We start from the raw sequence: 19,483 nt of genomic DNA, 5'->3' as shown, positions 1-19,483 counted from the left end.
AGGTCAGCCTAACAGCAGGTGAACCAGATCCCGAATGTGTGTGACTTTAGAGTTGATCGTTACTTGGACACGATCCAGCACGGGGCCGGCCCGAATCCGGGCTCGGGCCGGCCCCGCGCGGTGGGCTCACTTGGGTCCCGCGCGTGGGCTCAGGCGGGTACCTGCTGCCGGGCGGGCGCCCAGCAGCGGATGATGTCGCGGACCGACACGATGCCGACCGGGCCGCTGCCGTCGAGCACGATCAGATGCCGGAAGCCGCCGTGCGACATCGCGGCCGCCGCCTCCTCCAGGGTCCAGGTGGGTGCCGCGAACACGACGTCGGTCGTGGTGTGGCTGCCTGCGGTCTCCGAGTCCGGGTTCTGGCCGTGGGCGAGGGAGTTGAGGATGTCGCGCTCGGTGAGGATGCCGAGGCCGGAGGAGTCCTCGTCGAGGACCACCGCCGCGCCGACGCGGCGCGCGGACATCAGGCGGGCGGACTGGCGGAGGGTGTGTGCCGGGCCGATGGTCAGGACCACCGTGCTCATGGCGTCGCGGACGAGCATGGGCTGGAGCCACCTCCTCGGTGAACCGTCCGCTCCCCGGCTCCTCCAGGGAGCGCGAAGAGAAATGGTTCACAAGTTCACAAGTGGGGGAGCTCTCAGGGTCGCAGTTAAAGAGAGGGTCAACAAGAGGGCGCGTGCCGTGAGTTCGGGGGCGCCCGGGGGTTGCTCAGCAGTCCCGGGGTCCGGCAGGGCCGCTCAGGCGCCCCGGGGGCACCGCCCGCGGGAGAGGCTCCCGGCGGCCCGCGGCGGGCGACCGCCGGGTGAGTCGCCGTCACCTCACGGCTGTCGCGCGCCCGTTCAGTAGCGCTGGTTCAGGTAGCCCAGCATCTCGTCGTGCAACAGGCCGTTCGACGCGGCCGCGTTGCCGCTGTGCGGGCCCGGGCGCCCGTCGAGGCCGGTGAACGTGCCGCCCGCCTCGGTCACGATGATCGCGTTCGCCGCCATGTCCCAGAGCGACAGCTCGGGTTCGGCGCAGATGTCGACCGAGCCCTCGGCGACCATCATGTACGGCCAGAAGTCGCCGTACCCACGGGTGCGCCAGACCGCCTTCGTCAGGTCGAGGAAGCCGTCCAGACGTCCCTGGTCCTCCCAGCCGGACAGCGAGGAGTACGCGAAGGACGCGTCGGCCATCCGGGAGACGCTGGACACCCGCAGCCGGGTCGCGGAGGACAGGCTGCGGCCGGTGAACGCGCCGTGTCCCTTCGCCGCCCACCAGCGACGGCCCAGCGCGGGCGCGGAGACGACGCCGACGACCGGCTGGTAGCCGCCCTCGCCCGCCTCCATCAGGGAGATCAGCGTGGCCCACACGGGCACACCGCGGACGTAGTTCTTGGTGCCGTCGATCGGGTCGACGACCCAGCGGCGCGGGCCCGTGCCCTCGATGCCGTACTCCTCGCCGAGGACCGCGTCGCGCGGCCTGGCCCGCTGGAGATGGCCGCGGATGAGTTCCTCGGCGGCCTTGTCCGCCTCGCTCACCGGCGTCATGTCCGGCTTCGTCTCGACCTTCAGGTCGAGCGCCTTGAAGCGGTCCATCGTCGCGGCGTCGGCGGCGTCCGCCAGGACATGGGCGAGGCGCAGGTCATCGCGGTAGTCGGGCATGGGTGAACCGTATCTGCCCGTGTCGGGACGGGGCTACACAGCATCGCGGGTGATCGCCGGACCGGACGCGCCGACCGAGCCCACGGGGAACCGGCCCCGGACCCATGTCCGGTCCGGGTGTGTACGACCCCGGGCTCGCCCCCGGTCGCGGCGCGCGGGCCCCGGGTTCGCGCCCCTCGGAGCCGCCGCGAACCCTTGACAGTGCCCCCGCACGCGTCAAATCTGGCTCCAGAGCCGCTCGCCCCAGGGAGGCGCAGATGCCCGCAGCGCGCGAATCGCTCCTGGACGCCGCCTACACGGCACTCGCGCGCCGGCCGTGGACCGCGGTGCGGATGGTCGACGTGGCCGCGGTGGCCGGGGTGTCACGCCAGACGCTCTACAACGAGTTCGGGAGCAAGGAAGGCCTCGCGCGCGCCCTCGTGCGACGGGAGGCCGACGCCTATCTCGCCGGTGTCGACCGGGCGTTGGCCGCGCACACGGACGCCCGGGAACGGCTGGCCGCGACCGCGGAGTGGACCACCTCGACGGCCCGGAGCAACGCGCTGGTGCGGGCGATGCTGACCGGCTGCTGGAGCGAGCGGCTCCCGTCCCCGGCGCTGTCCGCCGTGCCCTCGTCGTCCGCGGTGCCGGCCCAGCGGCGGGCCGACGGACCGCTGCCCTCGCCCGCGGACTTCGTGGCGCTGGTCCGCGACCGCGCGGTCGCCGCGCTCGCCCTGTCCCGGGCCGACACCCCCGAGATCACCCGGGTCTGCGAACTGGTGGCCAGGATCGCGCTGTCGTGCGTCGTCGCGCCGCCCGCCCGGGGCGGTGTCACGGACATGGTCAGGACGGCGCTGGCACCGTCCCAGCGAATCGGGGTGTGAGCGCCGGGGCTCCCGGGGCCGGGCGTGTACGGGAGCTCAGTGCGCCGACCCCGACAGCTGGAGCCCGATGACGCCCATGATGACCAGGCTGATCGAGACGATCTTGAGGACGGAGACCAGGTCGTCGAGGAAGATCATGCCGTAGATGGCGGTGCCCGCCGCGCCGATGCCGGTCCACACCGCGTAGGCGGGACCGACGTCGAGCTTCTTCAGCGAGAGGGTCAGCAGACCGAAGCTGCCGAGGGCGAACACGCAGAACGCGACCGTGGGCCAGAATCTGGTGAAGCCGTGCGAGAGCTTCAGACAGACGGCGAAGCCGGTTTCGAGCAGTCCCGCCACAACGACCAGCAGCCACGCCATGTCTTGTCCTCCCGCATCGCACGTCGACTGCTGGCCCGGACCGGCTCGGTGCGATTATGCATTCACCGGCCCGCAGAAGCCCTTACCGACGGCGGGCGCACGCAAACACGGTGACGTCAGTCGCCCTCACGGCGCTCGCGCGTGGCGAGCAGACGGCGCAGCGAGTACAGCCGCTGAGGGTCCGCGTGGCCCTCGGCCACCCACGCGTCCAGCGCGCAGTCCGGTTCGTCGTGGCTGCACGCCCGGGGGCAGCCCTCGGTGCCGGGTACGAGATCGGGGAAGGCGTGGATCACCCGGGACGGATCGACGTGGTGGAGGCCGAAGGAACGGACACCCGGCGTGTCGATCACCCAGCCTCCGTCGCGGCCCGCCAGGGGAAGCGCCAGCGCCGAGGTCGTCGTGTGCCGGCCGCGGCCCGTGACCGCGTTGACATGGCCGGTCGTCCGTCGCTGCTCGGGCGGCACCAGCGCGTTCACCAGGGTTGTCTTGCCTACGCCCGAATGGCCGACGAACGCCGTGATCCTGCCGTCCAGTTGCTCGCGCACCCGGTCGGCGGCGGCCTCGTTGCGCAGCTCCTCGCGGCTGGTCACCACGTACGGGATGTCCAGTGCGCCGTACAGCTCCAGGAACTTGTCCGGGGGCGCCAGGTCCGACTTGGTCAGGACGAGGAGCGGGGTCAGACCGCCGTCGAAGGCCGCCACCAGACAGCGGTCGATCAGCCGGGGGCGCGGCTCGGGGTCCGCGAGGGCGGTGACGATGGCGAGCTGGTCGGCGTTGGCGACGACCACCCGCTCGTACGGATCGTCGTCGTCGGCCGTGCGGCGCAGCACCGAGCCGCGCGGCTCGATGCGGACGATACGGGCGAGGGTGTCCTTCTCTCCGGACAGGTCGCCGACGATGGCCACCCGGTCCCCGACGACGGCGGCCTTGCGGCCCAGCTCGCGTGCCTTCATCGCCGTCACGGCCCGGCCCTCGACCAGACAGGTCAGCCGGCCGCGGTCGACCGTGAGGACCATGCCCTCGACGGCCTCCTCGTGCTTGGGGCGGATGTTCGTACGCGGACGGTTGCCCTTGCGGTTCGGCCGCTGGCGGATGTCGTCCTCGTCGGTGTTCTTGCCGTAACGGCGCATGATCCAGGTCCGCCCGTCAGTTCCCGAGCATCCCGGTCCACAGATCGGGGAAGTCGGGCAGGGTCTTCGCCGTCGTCGCCACGTTCTCGATCTGGACGCCCTCCACCGCCAGCCCGATGATCGCGCCGGCCGTCGCCATGCGGTGGTCGTCGTACGTGTGGAAGATGCCGCCGTGCAGCCGGCGCGGCCGGATGTGCAGGCCGTCGGCGGTCTCGGTGACATCGCCGCCGAGTTCGTTGATCTCCTTGGTGAGCGCGGCCAGCCGGTCCGTCTCGTGCAGCCGCAGATGGGCCACGCCCCGCAGGGTGGAGGGGGAGTCGGCGAGCGCCGCGACCGCCGCGATGCCCGGGGTCAGCTCACCGACCTCGCCCAGGTCCACATCGATACCGTGGACGGCACCCGAACCGGTGAACTCCAGTCCGCGCTCGGTCAGTTCGCAGGAACCACCCATCTCGGTGAAGATCTCCCGCAGCCGGTCACCGGGCTGGGTGGTGTGGGCCGGCCAGTCGGGGACCACGACCGTGCCGCCGGTCACCAGCGCCGCCGCGAGGAACGGCTGGGCGTTCGACAGGTCGGGTTCGATGATCAGGTCGCGGCCGAGCAGCGCGCCCGGTGTCACCCGCCAGACGTTCGGCTCGCCGCCCGACTCGGGGGTGCCCACCTGGGCGCCGACCGCGCGCAGCATGTCCACGGTCATCCGGATGTGCGGCATCGACGGGAGCGTCGAGCCGGTGTGGCGGACCTCGACGCCCTGGTTGAAGCGCGGGGCGGAGAGCAGCAGGGCGGACACGAACTGCGAGGACGAGGACGCGTCGATCTCCACCGGGCCGCCGTCCAGGGCGCCGCCGCCGTGCACCGTCAGCGGCAGCGCGCCGCGGGCGTCGTCGTCGATCCGGGCGCCCAGCAGGCGCAGCGCGTCGATCACTCCGTGCAGCGGACGTTCGTACGAGCGCGGGTCGCCGTCGAAACGGATGGGGCCGTCCGCGAGGGCGGCCACCGGAGGCAGGAAGCGCATGACGGTGCCGGCGTTGCCGACGTCGACCGTGGCTGGGCCGCGCAGGCCGGAGGGGATGATCCGCCAGGCCTCGCCGGAGGCGTCGGGGCCCGCCGCGACCGTCGAGCTGGAGGCGACCGTCTCCTCGATGCCCACGCCCATCGCGCGCAGCGCGCCGGCCATCAGCAGGGTGTCGCGGGAACGCAGCGGGCGGCGCAGCCAGCCCGGCTCGGAGGCCAGCGCGGCCAGGACGAGGGCGCGGTTGGTGACCGACTTGGACCCCGGCACGTGAACCGTCGCGTCGACGGCTCCGCTTGCGTGCGGGGCTGGCCAGAGGGCGGTGTGGGCGGGGTTCACGGTCATGCGCCCCACTTTAGTGGCAGGGCGCCGGGCAGCCGTGGGTCCGTCACCGCCGGTGACGTCGGCCGGGGGATGCCGGGCTGGTGACGCCGCGCCCGTGTACGCGGACCGGGCCTGCTGTTCACAGCCCCACGGACAGCGGCCCACCGGTCACAGCCCCAGCAGCCACCGGCCCCCGCCCATCAGTGAGCACAGCGACACGGCGTGGAAGAGGAACAGCCACAGTCCGGCCGGTACGTGGGTGAGCCGCGACAACTGGTCCGCGTCGGAGTCGCCCGCGCCGCCCCGCCTCCGCTTCGCCTGGAGTTCGAAGGCCGGGCGGACGCCGCCGAGGAGCAGGAACCACACCACGGCGTACGCGAACGCGGCCTGCACCTGGGGTCCGGCGAGCCAGGACACCAGCAGGAAGGTGCCGCCGGTGAGGATCACGGTGAGCGCGCCGTACGCGTTACGGATCATCACCAGCATGGCTATCAGCAGGGCCGTGGCCGCCCACAGCAGCAGGGTGATGTGGCCGGCGCCGAGCAGCGCGGCGCCGCCGAGCCCGAGCAGCGGGGGAGCGGTGTAGCCCGCGGCGGCCGTGAGGATCATGCCGAGGCCGGTCGGCTTGCCGCGGCTGACCGTGAGGCCGCTGGTGTCGGAGTGCAGCCGGATGCCGCTGAGACTGCGGCCCGTGAGCAGGGCGACCAGCCCGTGGCCGCCCTCGTGCGCGATGGTGATGGCGTTGCGGGAGACGCGCCAGACCCCGTGCGGGACGATCGCCGCGAGGGCCGCGACCATGGTGGCGATCACCACCCACAGGTCCGGGTCCGGCTGGGTGCCGAACACCTGGTCCCACAGGGAGCTGAGCGAGGCCAGCGAGGTGGATGCGGTGCTGTCCATTGTCGGCGGTGGCTCCCTTTCACGGCGCGGAATCTGGCAGTGTTGCACGTATGTGCGGACGGTATGCAGCCAGTCGTGGACCCGAGGATCTCGCAGCAACCTTTGAGGTCGAGAAGTGGGACGCGGAGGAGACTCTGGCGCCCGACTACAACGTGGCCCCGACCAAGGAGGTCTACGTCGTCCTCGACCGTCCTGTGAAGGACGCGGACAGCCCGAGGCCGGTTCGCCAGCTGCGCAAGCTCAAGTGGGGACTCGTCCCGTCCTGGGCCAAGACGCCCGAGGGCGCAGCCCGGATGATCAACGCGCGCGCCGAGACGGTGCACGAGAAGCCCTCGTACCGCCGTGCCTTCGCCGCCCGGCGCTGTGTCGTCCCGGCCGACGGCTACTACGAATGGGTCACCTCCGGTGCCGAACGCGAGCTGGAGGTCGAGGGCAGGAAGAAGCGGCCCCGCAAGCAGCCGTACTTCGTGACGCCCGCGGACGGCTCGGTCTTCGCGATGGCGGGACTCTACGAATTCTGGCGGGACCGGACGCTGCCGGACGAGCATCCGCTGGCCTGGTGGGTGACCTGCTCGGTCATCACCACGGAGGCGGAGACGGCACCGCTCGCGGTGGGCCCCGCCGAGGGCCCGCGCGCGCTGGCCGACATCCACCCCCGGATGCCCCTGATGCTCACCCCCGACCGCTGGGACCACTGGCTCGACCCCTCCCGCACGGACCCGGACGAGCTCCGTGACCTGCTCACGCCGCCGCCCACCGGACTGATGCGGGCGTACCCCGTCTCCACCGCGGTCAGCAACGTCCGCAACAACGGCGCGGAGCTGCTGAAGGAGCTGGAGGGGCCCGAGGAGGGCACACTCTTCTGACGTGACGAGGACCAGTGACGTGAGCGGGACCGACGTGAGCGAGACCATCGAGACCGGCGCCGGTACGGCCCGGATCACCTGGCACCGGGCGGCCGGGGCGCGGCTCGTGCTCGCCGTGAGCCATGGCGCGGGCGGCGGCATCGAGGCCCGGGACCTGCGGGCGCTCGCGGAGACGCTTCCCGAGCACGGGGTGAGCGTGGCACTTGTCGAACAGCCCTGGCGAGTGGCCGGCAAGAAGGTGGCGCCCGCGCCGAAGACGCTGGACGTGGGCTGGCGGGGCGTGTGGCCGGTGCTGGCGGCGCAGGGACTGCCCGTGATCTCCGGCGGCCGCAGCGCGGGCGCCCGGGTCGCGTGCCGGACCGCGGTGGAGCTGGGCGCCGCCGCGGTGCTCGCCCTGAGCTTCCCGCTTCACCCGCCGGGCAGGCCGGAGAAGTCCCGCGCCGCCGAGCTGCTCGGCGCCGGGGTGCCCACACTCGTCGTACAGGGCGGCAACGACCCGTTCGGCCGGCCGGAGGAGTTCCCGCCGGGCTCGTACGAGCTGATCGAGGTGCCCTACGGCGATCACGGCTTCGCCGTCCCCAAGCGGGCTCCGCTCGGCGAGGAGGAGGCGCTGAAGGTCGTCACGCACGGTGTCGTGCGGTGGGCCGCGTCACTCGGGTGACGGCCGGGAATGCAGAGTGACGGACTTCTGTTGTGCGGATCAGACAGCACGCCGCGTGCTGCACCGTTCGTACGAGAGGAAGTCCGCCGCATGGGTTCGACCTTCTGCCCGAGCCGCAGCAGCCGCGCTGACCTGGACTGGACGGTGCTGCACGCGGGCAAGAACGCCCCGATTCGGGCGGCGGGCGGGCATGATGTTCGTCTATCCTCCGATTCCAGTGGGACCGGTCTCGGTCTCGCTACGTCGCTGGAGGAGGTGGGTCCGGTCACTGGGACCGACGCAGGGACCGAAAACGGCCAGGCGGAGCAGCCCGAGGGCCGGGGCACGGGCGACGCGACGGCGGAGACCTCCGCCGAGCGCACCGCGCGCTTCGAGCGGGACGCGCTCGAATTCCTCGACCAGATGTATTCGGCCGCGCTGCGGATGACACGCAATCCGGCCGATGCCGAGGACCTGGTGCAGGAGACGTACGCCAAGGCGTACGCGTCGTTCCACCAGTTCCGCGAGGGCACGAACCTCAAGGCGTGGCTGTACCGCATTCTCACCAACACCTTCATCAACTCGTACCGCAAGAAGCAGCGCGAACCCCAGCGCAGTGCGGCCGAGGAGATCGAGGACTGGCAGCTGGCGCGTGCCGAGTCGCACATGTCGACGGGCCTTCGTTCCGCCGAGTCGCAGGCGCTGGACCACCTGCCCGACTCCGACGTGAAGGAAGCGCTTCAGGCGATCCCCGAGGAATTCCGCATCGCCGTCTATCTCGCGGACGTAGAGGGCTTTGCCTACAAGGAGATCGCGGACATCATGGGGACACCCATCGGTACGGTGATGTCCCGGCTCCACCGGGGCCGTCGCCAACTGCGCGGCATGCTGGAGGACTACGCCCGTGACCGCGGGCTGGTCCCCGCCGGCGCCGGAGAGTCGAACGAAGCGAAAGGCTCGGGCTCATGAGCTGCGGAGAGCCGCACGAGACGGATTGCAGTGAGGTACTCGATCATCTGTACGAGTTCCTCGATCATGAGATGCCGGACGCGGACTGCACCAAGTTCGAGGTCCACTTCGAGGAGTGCTCTCCGTGCCTGGAGAAGTACGGCCTCGAACAGGCCGTCAAGAAGCTGGTCAAGCGCTGCTGCGGTCATGACGACGTGCCCACCGACCTGCGGGCCAAGGTCATGGGCCGTATCGATCTGATCCGCTCGGGACAGACCGTGCCCGAGCACGACGTGACCGCGACGGCCCAGGAGTCCTGACCCCGGCGGTTCGTCCGCCGAGAGGGCCGGGCCACGGCCCGCAGGACCTTCGTTTATCACCCGAACGTGCTAATCCGCGGGCCCGGAGCCCGCGGATTCGTACATACCCGTCCCCGTCCCCTTCCTCCCGCCCTAGGCTCCGAGCCTGAGACCGGGGAGGTACGGGGGAGGTATCGGGGATGGGTTCGGTTCCGGCGTGGGCGCGCGCGTATGTGGCCGGTGTCGTTCTCCTGGCGCTCGTCTGTCTCGCGCCTCTGCCGCATCTGCGCGTCCCCTGGGAGATCGTCACCCTGCTCGCCGCCCTGTACGCGGGCTGCGAGCGCGTCACCCTGCCGCCGCGGCCGGGTGCCGGCGGCGCGTCGGGCGGCGAGACCGCCCAGGGCATGGGCGCCTTCCTCCCCGTCCTGCTGGCCGGCGCCTTTCTGCTGGCCCCGCCCGCCGCCGCCCTCGTCGCCCTGCCAGGGGCCCTGCTCGCCCGGGTCGAACAGCGCCCGCGCGGCCCGCGCCGGATCTGGCGCGCGGCCCAGCTCGCCGTCGCCGTCTGGACGGCCTCCCGGGTGTACGGGACGCTCGGCGGCCGCGAGGCGCTGGTCACCCCCCGGTTCCCGTACGCGCTCGTACCCGCCGGGGCCGCGCTGCTCGCCTTCTGCGCCGCGCTCACCGTCCTCGACTGCGGGATCCTCGCCCTCGCCGAACGCGCCCCGGTGCGCCGGGCCTGGCACGGACTCTTCGCGCGCTCGCTGGCCCCGGTCGCCGTGCACGGCCTCGCCGGACTGATGATGGCGGTGCTCTGGCGCAGCCCGTACGGCCCCGTCGCCGCGCTGCTCGTCCTGCTGCCCATGTACGTGTCCTGCTGGGTCTTCGCCCAGTACCACCGCGAACGGGCCGCCCACCAGGCCACCATCCGCGCGCTCGTCCAGGCCGTCGACATCAAGGACGGCTACACCCGCGGACACAGTGAGCGGGTCGGCCGCGCGTCCGTGATGATCGCCCGCGAGCTGGGCATGCACGACGAGCGCGTCGAGGTGCTCCGGTTCGCCGGCATCCTGCACGACGTGGGAAAGCTCGGCGTCCCCACCCGGCTGCTGCGCAAGGACGGACCGCTGACCCCCGAGGAACGGCGGGTCATCGAACTGCACCCCGAGTACGGCCACGAGATGGTCCGTGGGATCGGGTTCCTCGGCGAGGCCCGCTCGGCGATCCTGCACCACCACGAACGCCTCGACGGGAGCGGCTATCCGTACGGGCTCGCGGGGCCCCAGATCCCCGAGTTCGCCCGGGTGGTGGCCGTCGCCGACGCCTTCGACGCCATGACCTCGACCCGGTCCTACCGCAGGGGCCGCCCGGTGCCGGCGGCCCTGGACGAACTGGGGCGGTGCGCGGGGACCCAGTTCGACCCCCGGATGGTGACGGCCCTGGTCCGGGCGCTCGACCGGCACGGCTGGCATCCCGCGGTGACGGCGGACACCGCACCGGCCCCCGCGGCGGGCATCCCGCCGGCCCATCCCTCCGACACCCTCGGGCGGAGCGCACCGTGAGCACCACCGCCCCGCGGCACGCGGCCCACGCCCGGCCCGCGCCGGCCGTCAGGATCCCCGTCCTGCTCGCCGCCGTGCGCGCCCTCGCCCTGCTCCTCGCGCTGCTCGCCCTCGGCGCCACGCTCTGGGACGGCCTGGAGGAACGCGGCACGGCACTGGCCTTCGGCCTGCTCATGACCGTCGGCGAGCTTGCCCGGTGGAACGGGGCCGAGGAACGGGAGTCCGCGCCCCTCGGCGCCGCCGGGGCCCTCGCCTACGCGCTGCTCGGCGAGAACGCCGGGCACCGCACCGACCACGGTGTCCTCCAGGTCGTCGCCGTCGTCGTGGCGGCGGCGCTGGCCGGCTGCGTCCCGCACGTGGCACGGGGACACGCGCCCGTCCTCGACCATCTCGCCCGCCGCGTCCTGACCGTCGCCTTCGCCGCCGTCTGCTTCCAACCCCTCTACGACCAGGGTCGGTTGCTGCGCTGGGGTGGCCCCGCCCAGGCGCTGCTGCTGGTCGCCCTGCTGGTCCTCACCACCCTCTGGGACGCCGTGCTCGCGGCGGCGACGACCCACGCGCGGACCCGGTGGCCCTTCGGCCCGCTGCTGCGCGACGAACTGCGGGCCACCCCCGGGATCGGCTCCGCCGTGTGCGCGACCGGGGTGGTGATGGCGCTCGCGGTCGCGGTGGTCGGCCTGTGGGCCCTGCCCGTCTTCTCGCTGCCGCTGCTGCTCACCCAGCTGTCCTTCCGGCGCTACGCGGCCGTGCGGGTCACCTACCGGCAGACCATCGCCTCCCTCGCGCGCGCGACCGAGATCGCGGGGTACACACCCGCCGGGCACGCCCGGCGGGTGGCCGCCCTCAGCCGGGCCGTGGGCCGGGAGCTCGGTCTGTCCGAGCCCGACCTCACGGTCCTGGAGTACGCGGCGCTGATGCACGACATCGGGCAGCTCAGCCTGGTCGACCCCGTACCGGCGGGTGCCACCGCCGCGCTCCCGGCGGCCGAGCAGCGGCGGATCGCGCTGCTCGGCGGCGCCGTCGTCCGGCAGACCGGCGTGGAGGCCGCGGTCGCCGTCGTGGTGGAGCGCCAAGCGGACCCGTACCGGGCCCAGCCCGTCACCGCGCGCATCGTGCGGACGGTGAACGCGTACGAGGAGCTGGCCCGGGAAGCGGGACCCACGGGGCCGCTGACCGCACTGGAGAAACTGCGGCTGGCGACCGCCCGCGACTACCAGCCGGAGGTCGTGGAGTCACTGGCCCGGGTCCTGTCCCGAGCCGGTCTGACCTTGCCCCGGGCTGGGTAACCCATGGGTAATGAGCGGTCGTCCGAAGGTACGTGGTTGGATGCGAGGGAGAGGGTGTCAGGGGGCACGGGACGGCCCGGGGCCGCACTGCCTCCCCGGAATTCTTCGAAGGACCGGCAGGCGGGAAGCGCAAGGAACTGGCAGGCGGGAATCGTGAGGATCTTCGGCAAGGGACGACACCGGCCCTCCGCCTCATGGCGGCAGGCCACCGACCGCGCGTTCACGCTGATCGGCGACGGCCGGTACGAGGACGCGGGGGCGCTGCTGACGCGCGCCGCGGACCTGGAGCCCTGGCTGTCCGAGTCCTGGTTCAACCTGGCCCTGCTGCACAAGTTCCGGCACGACTGGGAGCAGGCGCGGGCGGCGGGTCTGCGGGCCGTCGCGCTGCTCGACCGGGAGACCGGCGCACCCGACTGGTGGAACGTGGGCATCGCGGCCACCGCCCTCCAGGACTGGCCGCTGGCACGGCGTTCCTGGCAGGCGTACGGGCTGCGGGTGCCCGGCGGCGCCGCCGTGTCCGGGGAGCCGACGGGCATGGACCTGGGCAGCGCGGCCGTCCGGCTGTCGCCCGAGGGCGAGGCCGAGGTGGTGTGGGGGCGCCGGCTGGACCCCGCCCGCGTCGAGGTGCTGTCGATCCCGCTGCCGTCCTCCGGACGCCGCTGGGGCGAGGTCGTGCTGCACGACGGCGTACCGCACGGCGAGCGGACCACGGCCGCCGGGCACGCCTACCCGGTCTTCGACGAGATCGAGCTGTGGGCCCCTTCACCGGTGCCGACCTGGGTCGTCCTGCTCGAAGCGGCCACCGAGGACGACCGGGACGCGCTGGAGCGGCTCGCCGCCGACGCGGGCTTCGCCGCCGAGGACTGGTCCTCGTCCGTGCGGCTGCTGTGCCGGATGTGCTCCGAGTCCCGGATGCCCTCCGACGAGGGGGACGAGGAACACCTCGACCCGCACGACCACAGCGAGCCGGGGCACCCGGGTCCGCTCGGGCATCGCACCGACGGGCAGCTGTGGGTGCCCGAGCGGGAGTGCGGGCTCGCGGCGCCGGCCTCGCTGGTGCGCGGCCTGCTCGACGGCTGGGTCGCCGACAGTCCGGACTCCCGTGACTGGCGGGATCTGGAAGAGGTCTGCTGAGCGCCCTTTAGGCTGTAGTCGCAGAAAATTACAAGGTCTGAGGAAGGCGTACGTCGTCATGGCGCAGCAGGACACCGATCAGCAGCACGTGGGCGTGCTCCCCGTGGACGACGACGGCTTCGTCATCGACACCGAGGACGCCGAGGAGCGCGAGGCCGGCTACCGCGAGCGCGGCACCTCGCGCCCGATCACGGTGGTCGGCAACCCCGTGCTCCACAAGGAGTGCAAGGACGTCACCGAGTTCGGGGACGAGCTCGACCAGCTGGTCGCCGACATGTTCGCGAGCCAGCGCACCGCCGAGGGCGTGGGCCTGGCGGCCAATCAGATCGGCGTCGATCTGAAGGTCTTCGTCTACGACTGCCAGGACGACCAGGGTGTCCGGCACGTCGGGGTGGTCTGCAACCCGAAGCCGGTCGACCTGCCCGCCGACCGGCGTCAGCTGGACGAGAGCAACGAGGGCTGTCTGTCCGTGCCGACGGCCTACGCGCCGCTCGCCCGTCCCGACTACGCCGAGGTCACCGGGCAGGACGAGAAGGGCAACCCGGTCCGGCTGCGTGGTACGGGCTACTTCGCACGCTGCCTCCAGCACGAGACGGACCACCTGTACGGCTACCTGTACATCGACCGGCTCTCCAAGCGCGACCGCAAGGACGCCCTGCGGCAGATGGCCGAGAACGAGCCCCGGTACGCGATCGTGGCGAACGACTGAGCCGTCGCTCCGGCGAGCGCCCCGCGCCGCTGTGACATAAATTGACCGGCGTGACGCACGGTCTCTCGTGGGCCCACTCGAACGGTGCTTGGACAGGTGATCCTCCTGACCAGGCACCGTTCGCATGTACGTCGTATGTTCGATCCCTTGTGCTCCTCCGGTGATCCAGATTCAGTCACACAAGGGGAGATTCTCGGCATGGTCGTGTACTCGGTGGACCAAATCCGTTCCCAGAACGGTCAGTTGTGGTGCTGAATGGGAAGTGCGGGGATACGCAGCGGCGCGCGCCCGGCACAGCGGGAGGGGTGTGACGTCAACAGGCGGCTGAGAGGGGTTTGTTCGTGCGTGCTTTCTCATACGGCTCTCCATCGACAGCGCTCGCGGTACCACCGGCGCTCTATCTCCCGGTGATCGAGTCCGAGTTTCCCCGTCAACTGCACCCGTATTGGCCGAGGCTCCAGGAGAACACCAGGACCTGGCTCCTCGAAAAGCGGCTGATGCCCGAGGACAAGGTCGAGGAGTATGCCGACGGCCTGTGCTACACGGACCTCATGGCGGGCTACTACATAGGCGCCTCCGACGAGGTCCTCCAGGCGATAGCGGACTACAGTGCGTGGTTCTTCGTCTGGGACGACCGGCACGACCGCGACGTCGTCCACGGCCGGACGGGCGCCTGGCGGAAGCTCAGGCTCCGGCTTCACGCCGCTCTCGATGCCCCCCGGGACCATCTGCACCACCAGGATCCCCTGGTCGCGGGGTTCGCGGACAGCATGGTGCGGCTGTACTCGTTCCTCGGCGAGAACTGGAACAAACGGTTCTCGCTCCACTTCCACGCGGTGATCGACGCGTACGACCGGGAGTTCCGGAACCGGATCTCCGGCACCGTTCCCACGGTCGCCGAATATCTCGAACTCCGCCGGCTCACCTTCGCGCACAGGATCTGGACCGATCTTCTGGAGGCGAGTGCGGGCCTGGAACTCCCCGCCGAAGTGCGTCTGCATCCCGCATTTCAGCGGGCGGCGCTGCTGAGCCAGGAATTCGCCGCCTGGTACAACGATCTGTGTTCGCTGCCCAAAGAAATAGCGGGCGACGAGGTCCACAATCTCGGAATCAGTCTCATTCATCACCAGGGGCTGACACTCGAAGAAGCCGTCACCGAACTGAGGCGACGGGTCGAGGAATGCGTGCGGCAATTCCTCGACGTCGAGAAGGACGTTTCCCGGCTCGCCGGATTACTCGACGACGGCACGGTCCGGGGAAAAGAGACGAGCGCCGCCGTCAAAGCGTGCCTCGGAAACATGCGGAACTGGTTCAGCTCCGCGTACTGGTTCCACCACGAGTCGGGCCGGTACATGGTCGACAACTGGGACGACCGCTCCACACCCCCGTACGTCAACAATGAAGCGGCAGGTGGGAAATGACCGTCGATTCGGTACGACCCGAGGTGCCCGAGGCGCGGGAGCTGTCCGTCCCGCCCCTCGCCGGAGGCGGGGTGCCCCTGCTCGGGCACGGCTGGAAACTGGTCCGCGACCCGCTGGGCTTCCTGGCCGGGCTGCGCGACCACGGGGACGTCGTCCGGCTCAGGATGGGCCCCAAGACGGTGTACGCCGTCACCACCCCCGCGCTCACCGGCGCGCTGGCGCTCAGTCCCGACTACGAGATCGGCGGCCCCCTGTGGGAGTCGCTCGAAGGGCTGCTGGGCAAGCAGGGGGTCGCCACGGCCAACGGATCCCAGCACCGGCGCCAGCGCCGGACCATACAGCCCGCGTTCCGGGCCGACATCGTCCCCGAGTACGGGCCGATCATGGAGGAGGAGTCGCGGGCGTTCGCGGAGCGCTGGGAGAACGGCGCCACGGTCGACTGCACCTCCGAGTCGTTCCGCGTCGCGGTGCGTGTCGCGGCCCGCTGCCTGCTCCGCGGCCGGTTCATGGACGAGCGCGCCGAGCGGCTGAGCCTCGCGCTCGCCACCGTCTTCCGCGGGATGTACCGCCGAATGGTGATACCCGCCGGACCGCTCTACCGGCTCCCGCTTCCCTCGATACGCGCATTCGACCGCGCATTGGCCGATCTGCACGCGCTGGTCGACGAGATCATCGACGAGCGACGGGCATCTGGTCAAAAGCCGGACGATTTGCTGACGGCATTGCTGGAAGCGAAGAACGACGACGGCGACCCCATAGACGAACAGGAGATCCACGACCAAGTCGTCGCGATACTGACCCCCGGCAGCGAAACCATAGCCTCCACGATCATGTGGTTGCTCCACGTGCTGACGGAACATCCGGAACAGGCGGACAAAGTGGCCGCGGAGGTCCGATCCGTCGCCGGAGACCGGCCCGTCGGATTCGAGCACGTCCGGAAGCTGTCGCACACGAACAATGTCGTCGTCGAGGCGATGCGTTTACGCCCCGCCGTATGGATATTGACACGGCGCGCGGTGGCCGAAACCGAGCTGGGGGGCTATCGGATTCCGGCCGGTGCCGACATCGTCTACAGCCCGTACGCGATACAGCGCGACCCCCGCTCGTACCAGGAGCATCTGGATTTCGATCCCGACCGCTGGCTTCCGGAACGCTCCGCGGACATTCCGAAGTACGCGATGCGCCCCTTCAGCGTGGGCAACCGCAAGTGCCCGAGCGACCATTTCTCGATGGCACTGCTCTCCCTGATCACCGCGACCGTGGCGTCCCGGTGGCGCTTCGAGGCGGTCTCCGGGTCCAGCGACGCGACCCGCGTCGGCATCACCCTGCGGCCCCACGACCTGCGCCTGAGGGCCCGGTCACGCTAGACGGGTCCGCGCGCGTACCCCGGCGCACGTCCGGCCGCCCTCGGGCCGCTGGACGTGCGCCGCGCGTTCACGCCTTCGGCACGACCACGGTGACCGTCCAGGCCTGAAGCCCCTTGCAGGAGATCCGGGCCGGATCGCTCGGGCACAGCGGGCGGGACGAGGTCAGCCGGACCGTTCCGGGCGCGACCGCCCGGTAGGCGGCGGAGGCGTCACCCGGCTGGAGGACGATCCCGCCGTTGGTGGCCTCCAGGCCCTTTCCGTCGGTCTCGACGGGCTTCCAGGGCCGGACTTTGGTGCCGTCCAGGGAGACGCGGATCGTCTCACCGGGTGCCAGGCAGTACGTGTGGCCCGTGTCGGCGGCACCGAGCTCTCCCTTGGCCCCCGGGCAGTCCGCGCGGGACGGGGACGAGGACGGGGACGAGGGAGATGACGGGGACGCGGTGCCCCCGGGCGGGGCCGGCGACACCGTGCCGCCGGCGCCCGTGTCGCCCCCGCTTTGGCCGCCGCAGCCCGCGAGAAGCAGGGTCAGGGCGGCGAGGGAGATGGTCCGGGTGTGAGTCGTTCGACGCATGAGGTGGCCTCCTTGCGGGTTGGACGTGCCACCTGCTGATCAGGATCCGTCCCCGCGCACGAAAGGGCCCCGGCCGCCTTCGCGACCGGGGCCCCGGCGTGGGTCAGCTGGTCGTGAGGGCGGTGTCGTCCACGACGAAGCTGGTCTGGAGCGAGGAGTCCTCGACGCCGCTGAACTTCAGCGTGACGGTCGAACCGGCGAAGGAGGACAGGTCGAAGCTCTTCTGGGCGTACCCGGAAGCCTTGTTGAGGTTGGAGTAGGTCGCGAGCGTGGTGGAGCCCGCGGTGACGGTGAGCTTGTCGTAGGCCGTGCTGGTGCTGGTCTCGGCCGTGTCGACGTGCAGGTAGAAGGTGAAGGTGGCCTTGCAGCCGCTGGGGACGGTCACCGACTGGGACAGCGTGTCGGTGTGGGTCGAGCCGTACCCGTCGAGCCAGGCGTCGTACGAGCCGGCGTGCGTGGCCTCGCCCGTGTCATTGGTGATGACACCGCTGGTCTCGCTCCACACGGTGGCGCCGGACTCGAAGCCCTGGTTGCCGAGCAGCTGCGCCGAGGTGCAGGTGCCGCCGCCCGAGGTGCTGACGGTCCAGGTGAACGAGGCCGAGCCGGAGGCGCCGGTGCTGTCCTTCGCGGTGACGGTGACCGCGTAGGTGCCCGCGGTGCTCGCGGTGCCGGAGATCAGACCGGTCGAGCCGCCGATCGACAGGCCGGTCGGCAGTCCGGTCGCGCTGTAGGTGAGGGCCGCGCCCGCGCTGTCGCTCGCCGAGATCTGAAGGCTCGCCGCGCCGCCGGTGGCCGTGGACTGGCTGCCCGGGTTGGTGACGGTCACGGTGTTGCCGGTGCTGGTGCCCGAGGTGAAGGCGGCCGTGCCGTTGGGGGTGCCCCAGCCGGTCGGGCCGTCGTAGCCGGTGCCCGCGGTGCAGAAGTACGAGGTGGAGCAGGAGCCGTTGTTGCCGCTGGTCACGTCGTACAGGTTCGAGGTGTGGGAGTAGGGGTACTTCGCCGGGTAGTCGCTGGAGCCGGGGGTGCCGGCCAGCGCGTACACGCCCGCGATGATGGGCGAGGAGGCGCTGGTGCCGCCGTAGACCGCCCAGCCGGAGCCGCCGTAGGTGTCGTAGACCGCCACGCCGGTCGCGGGGTCGGCCACCGCGGAGACGTCGGCCTCCATGCGCTTGGTGCAGCCGGTGTCGGTCTGCCAGGCGGGCTTGGCGTCGTAGGCGGAGCAGCCGGATCCGGTGCCCTCGGTGCTGCTGGTCTTCCAGACCGACTCGCTCCAGCCACGGGAGTTGGAGGAGGTGCTCAGCGCGGTACCGCCGACGGCGGTCACGTACTGGGAGGTCGCCGGGTACTCGGCGCCGTAGGCCTCGTCACCGGAGGAGACGGTGATCGCGACGCCCGGGTGCTTGAAGTACGAGGTGTCCTCGCTGGTCTGCGAGGAGGACTCGGAGCCGCCCCAGCTGTTGGAGACGAACTTCGCGCCCAGCGTGACGGCTTCGTTCTCCGCGATGCCGAGGTCGGAGTCGTTCGCGGAGCTGGCCTCGACGAGGATGATGTTGCAGTTGGGACAGACGGCGCTGACCATGTCGATGTCGAGCGCCTCCTCACCCGCCCAGCCGGTGTCGTTCGTCGGCAGCGAGGTGGTCGAGCCCGTCTGGCTGACCTGCTTGAAGCAGCCGTTGGCCTTGGTGCAGGCGGACAGGCCGAACTGCGTGCGGTAGGTGGCCAGGTCGGCGGCGGCGTTCGGGTCGTTGTAGGCGTCGACCACGGCGACCGTCATGCCGGAGCCGCCCGTCGAGGGCAGGCTGTAGGCGCTGTGCAGGTTCGCCGGGCTGAGGCCGGACACCGCGGCGGCGGCGTCGGGGGAGACCTTCGCCGCGAGCTTCTGCGCGATGTCGGTACGGCGCTGGGCGAAGCAGGACATCTGGCCGGGCTTGGCCGCCGCGGCGCACAGGTGCTTGGTCGCGACCTTCTGTCCGGCCCTGCCGGTCGCGTGGACCGTCTGCCGGGAGGGGTCGGTGAGGGACCGGGCGTTCTGGGTGGTGCGCGACACGTGGGGGGCCGGCGCGGGTTGCGCGCTCGCGGGCGGGGCCGCGGTGAACCCGGCGAGGCCGAGTGCCAGGGCGGGGAGGGCGGTGGTGAGGAGTCTTCGCAGGCTCCGGGCCGGTCTGCCGGCGGGTATCGGGCGCTGGGAACGCATGGGGGTGTCGCCTCCATCGGTTCGAGGCCGGTGCCGCTCGGGCCCGGGTGGGGCCGTCCGCGGTGCCAGGGCCGGAAGTGGGGTTCTCGGCGCTCTGAAGCGGCACGCCCGTGACGCGCGTAGCGTGAACGTGGAGAGACACGTCATGGGCATGCCAAATCAGTCGTCCCGGTGTGCCGCGGTGCCTGGCGTGACGGGACGGCCAGAACGTAGCCGGGGGGAACGAGGTGCGAACAGGCGTGCCGGAAGAACTTTGCCGC

Annotated in this window: 19 protein-coding genes; 11 read left to right on the top strand and 8 right to left on the bottom strand. The window is 71.4% G+C overall.

Annotated features, from left to right (window positions below; translation table 11 throughout):
• Nucleotides 1–149: 149 nt before the first annotated feature.
• Nucleotides 150–542, bottom strand: a complete 393-nt coding sequence (locus tag ACZ4AA_RS05005) for a CBS domain-containing protein (protein WP_326785618.1) — start codon at nt 540–542, stop codon at nt 150–152.
• A 297-nt stretch (nt 543–839) separates the two neighbouring features.
• Nucleotides 840–1,640 carry a histidinol-phosphatase gene (gene hisN / locus ACZ4AA_RS05000; protein ID WP_467595486.1) on the bottom strand — a complete coding sequence of 267 codons (801 nt, stop codon included), beginning with the start codon at nt 1,638–1,640 and terminating at the stop codon, nt 840–842.
• Nucleotides 1,641–1,897: 257 nt separating this feature from the next.
• Here hisN and ACZ4AA_RS04995 point away from each other — a divergent pair, with 257 nt between their 5' ends.
• The gene (locus ACZ4AA_RS04995) at nt 1,898–2,503 is read left to right on the top strand and encodes a TetR/AcrR family transcriptional regulator (RefSeq protein WP_467595483.1); all 606 of its coding nucleotides are present in this window, start codon (nt 1,898–1,900) and stop codon (nt 2,501–2,503) included.
• A gap of 36 nt (nt 2,504–2,539) precedes the next feature.
• On the opposite strand, the gene ACZ4AA_RS04990 is transcribed toward ACZ4AA_RS04995, so the two are convergent.
• The 4 genes from ACZ4AA_RS04990 to ACZ4AA_RS04975 all read right to left on the bottom strand — a co-directional run bounded on the left by ACZ4AA_RS04990 (nt 2,540) and on the right by ACZ4AA_RS04975 (nt 6,229).
• Nucleotides 2,540–2,863, bottom strand: a complete 324-nt coding sequence (locus ACZ4AA_RS04990; RefSeq protein WP_355771416.1) for a DMT family transporter — start codon at nt 2,861–2,863, stop codon at nt 2,540–2,542.
• A gap of 116 nt (nt 2,864–2,979) precedes the next feature.
• Entirely contained in the window at nt 2,980–3,993 is a 1,014-nt protein-coding gene (gene rsgA / locus ACZ4AA_RS04985; protein ID WP_467595479.1) for a ribosome small subunit-dependent GTPase A, read from the bottom strand.
• A 16-nt stretch (nt 3,994–4,009) separates the two neighbouring features.
• Nucleotides 4,010–5,350 carry a 3-phosphoshikimate 1-carboxyvinyltransferase gene (gene aroA, locus ACZ4AA_RS04980; protein ID WP_467595476.1) on the bottom strand — a complete coding sequence of 447 codons (1,341 nt, stop codon included), beginning with the start codon at nt 5,348–5,350 and terminating at the stop codon, nt 4,010–4,012.
• A gap of 147 nt (nt 5,351–5,497) precedes the next feature.
• A complete protein-coding gene (locus ACZ4AA_RS04975; RefSeq protein ID WP_467595474.1) occupies nt 5,498–6,229 on the bottom strand; it encodes a M50 family metallopeptidase in 732 nt (243 codons plus the stop codon).
• 50 nt (nt 6,230–6,279) lie between these two features.
• Here ACZ4AA_RS04975 and ACZ4AA_RS04970 point away from each other — a divergent pair, with 50 nt between their 5' ends.
• The 10 genes from ACZ4AA_RS04970 (at nt 6,280) to ACZ4AA_RS04925 (ending at nt 16,458) form a co-directional block, all read left to right on the top strand.
• Nucleotides 6,280–7,095 (top strand): SOS response-associated peptidase, encoded by an 816-nt coding sequence (locus ACZ4AA_RS04970; RefSeq protein WP_467595471.1) that lies wholly within the window; start codon nt 6,280–6,282, stop codon nt 7,093–7,095.
• A gap of 1 nt (nt 7,096) precedes the next feature.
• Nucleotides 7,097–7,756: an alpha/beta hydrolase family protein gene (locus tag ACZ4AA_RS04965; protein WP_467595468.1), complete on the top strand. Its 660-nt coding sequence runs from the start codon at nt 7,097–7,099 to the stop codon at nt 7,754–7,756.
• A gap of 255 nt (nt 7,757–8,011) precedes the next feature.
• A complete protein-coding gene (gene sigR, locus ACZ4AA_RS04960) occupies nt 8,012–8,704 on the top strand; it encodes an RNA polymerase sigma factor SigR (RefSeq protein WP_467597037.1) in 693 nt (230 codons plus the stop codon).
• Nucleotides 8,701–9,003 (top strand): mycothiol system anti-sigma-R factor, encoded by a 303-nt coding sequence (rsrA, locus tag ACZ4AA_RS04955; protein WP_103548068.1) that lies wholly within the window; start codon nt 8,701–8,703, stop codon nt 9,001–9,003. Before sigR ends, rsrA begins: the two co-directional genes overlap by 4 nt.
• 179 nt (nt 9,004–9,182) lie before the next feature.
• Complete coding sequence (locus ACZ4AA_RS04950; RefSeq protein WP_467595465.1) at nt 9,183–10,541, top strand: HD-GYP domain-containing protein; 1,359 nt, start codon at nt 9,183–9,185, stop codon at nt 10,539–10,541.
• Nucleotides 10,538–11,827 (top strand): HD domain-containing protein, encoded by a 1,290-nt coding sequence (locus tag ACZ4AA_RS04945; RefSeq protein WP_467595460.1) that lies wholly within the window; start codon nt 10,538–10,540, stop codon nt 11,825–11,827. Before ACZ4AA_RS04950 ends, ACZ4AA_RS04945 begins: the two co-directional genes overlap by 4 nt.
• A 153-nt stretch (nt 11,828–11,980) precedes the next feature.
• Nucleotides 11,981–12,961 (top strand): tetratricopeptide repeat protein, encoded by a 981-nt coding sequence (locus ACZ4AA_RS04940; RefSeq protein ID WP_467595457.1) that lies wholly within the window; start codon nt 11,981–11,983, stop codon nt 12,959–12,961.
• Between the two features lie 58 nt (nt 12,962–13,019).
• Nucleotides 13,020–13,670, top strand: a complete 651-nt coding sequence (def, locus tag ACZ4AA_RS04935) for a peptide deformylase (protein WP_467595454.1) — start codon at nt 13,020–13,022, stop codon at nt 13,668–13,670.
• Nucleotides 13,671–14,011: 341 nt separating this feature from the next.
• Complete coding sequence (gene cyc1, locus ACZ4AA_RS04930) at nt 14,012–15,091, top strand: epi-isozizaene synthase (protein ID WP_467595452.1); 1,080 nt, start codon at nt 14,012–14,014, stop codon at nt 15,089–15,091.
• On the top strand, nt 15,088–16,458 hold the full coding sequence (locus ACZ4AA_RS04925; protein ID WP_467595449.1) for a bifunctional albaflavenone monooxygenase/terpene synthase: 1,371 nt from the start codon (nt 15,088–15,090) through the stop codon (nt 16,456–16,458). Before cyc1 ends, ACZ4AA_RS04925 begins: the two co-directional genes overlap by 4 nt.
• Nucleotides 16,459–16,525: 67 nt before the next feature.
• On the opposite strand, the gene ACZ4AA_RS04920 is transcribed toward ACZ4AA_RS04925, so the two are convergent.
• Both ACZ4AA_RS04920 and ACZ4AA_RS04915 read right to left on the bottom strand, forming a co-directional pair.
• Nucleotides 16,526–17,029, bottom strand: a complete 504-nt coding sequence (locus ACZ4AA_RS04920) for a hypothetical protein (protein ID WP_467595444.1) — start codon at nt 17,027–17,029, stop codon at nt 16,526–16,528.
• A gap of 103 nt (nt 17,030–17,132) precedes the next feature.
• Nucleotides 17,133–19,223 carry a putative Ig domain-containing protein gene (locus ACZ4AA_RS04915; RefSeq protein WP_467595441.1) on the bottom strand — a complete coding sequence of 697 codons (2,091 nt, stop codon included), beginning with the start codon at nt 19,221–19,223 and terminating at the stop codon, nt 17,133–17,135.
• Between the last annotated feature and the right edge of the window lie 260 nt (nt 19,224–19,483).

The sequence above is a fragment of the Streptomyces sp. NPDC024698 genome, from assembly GCF_055559015.1.
This window is presented reverse-complemented; position numbering and strand designations above follow the sequence as displayed.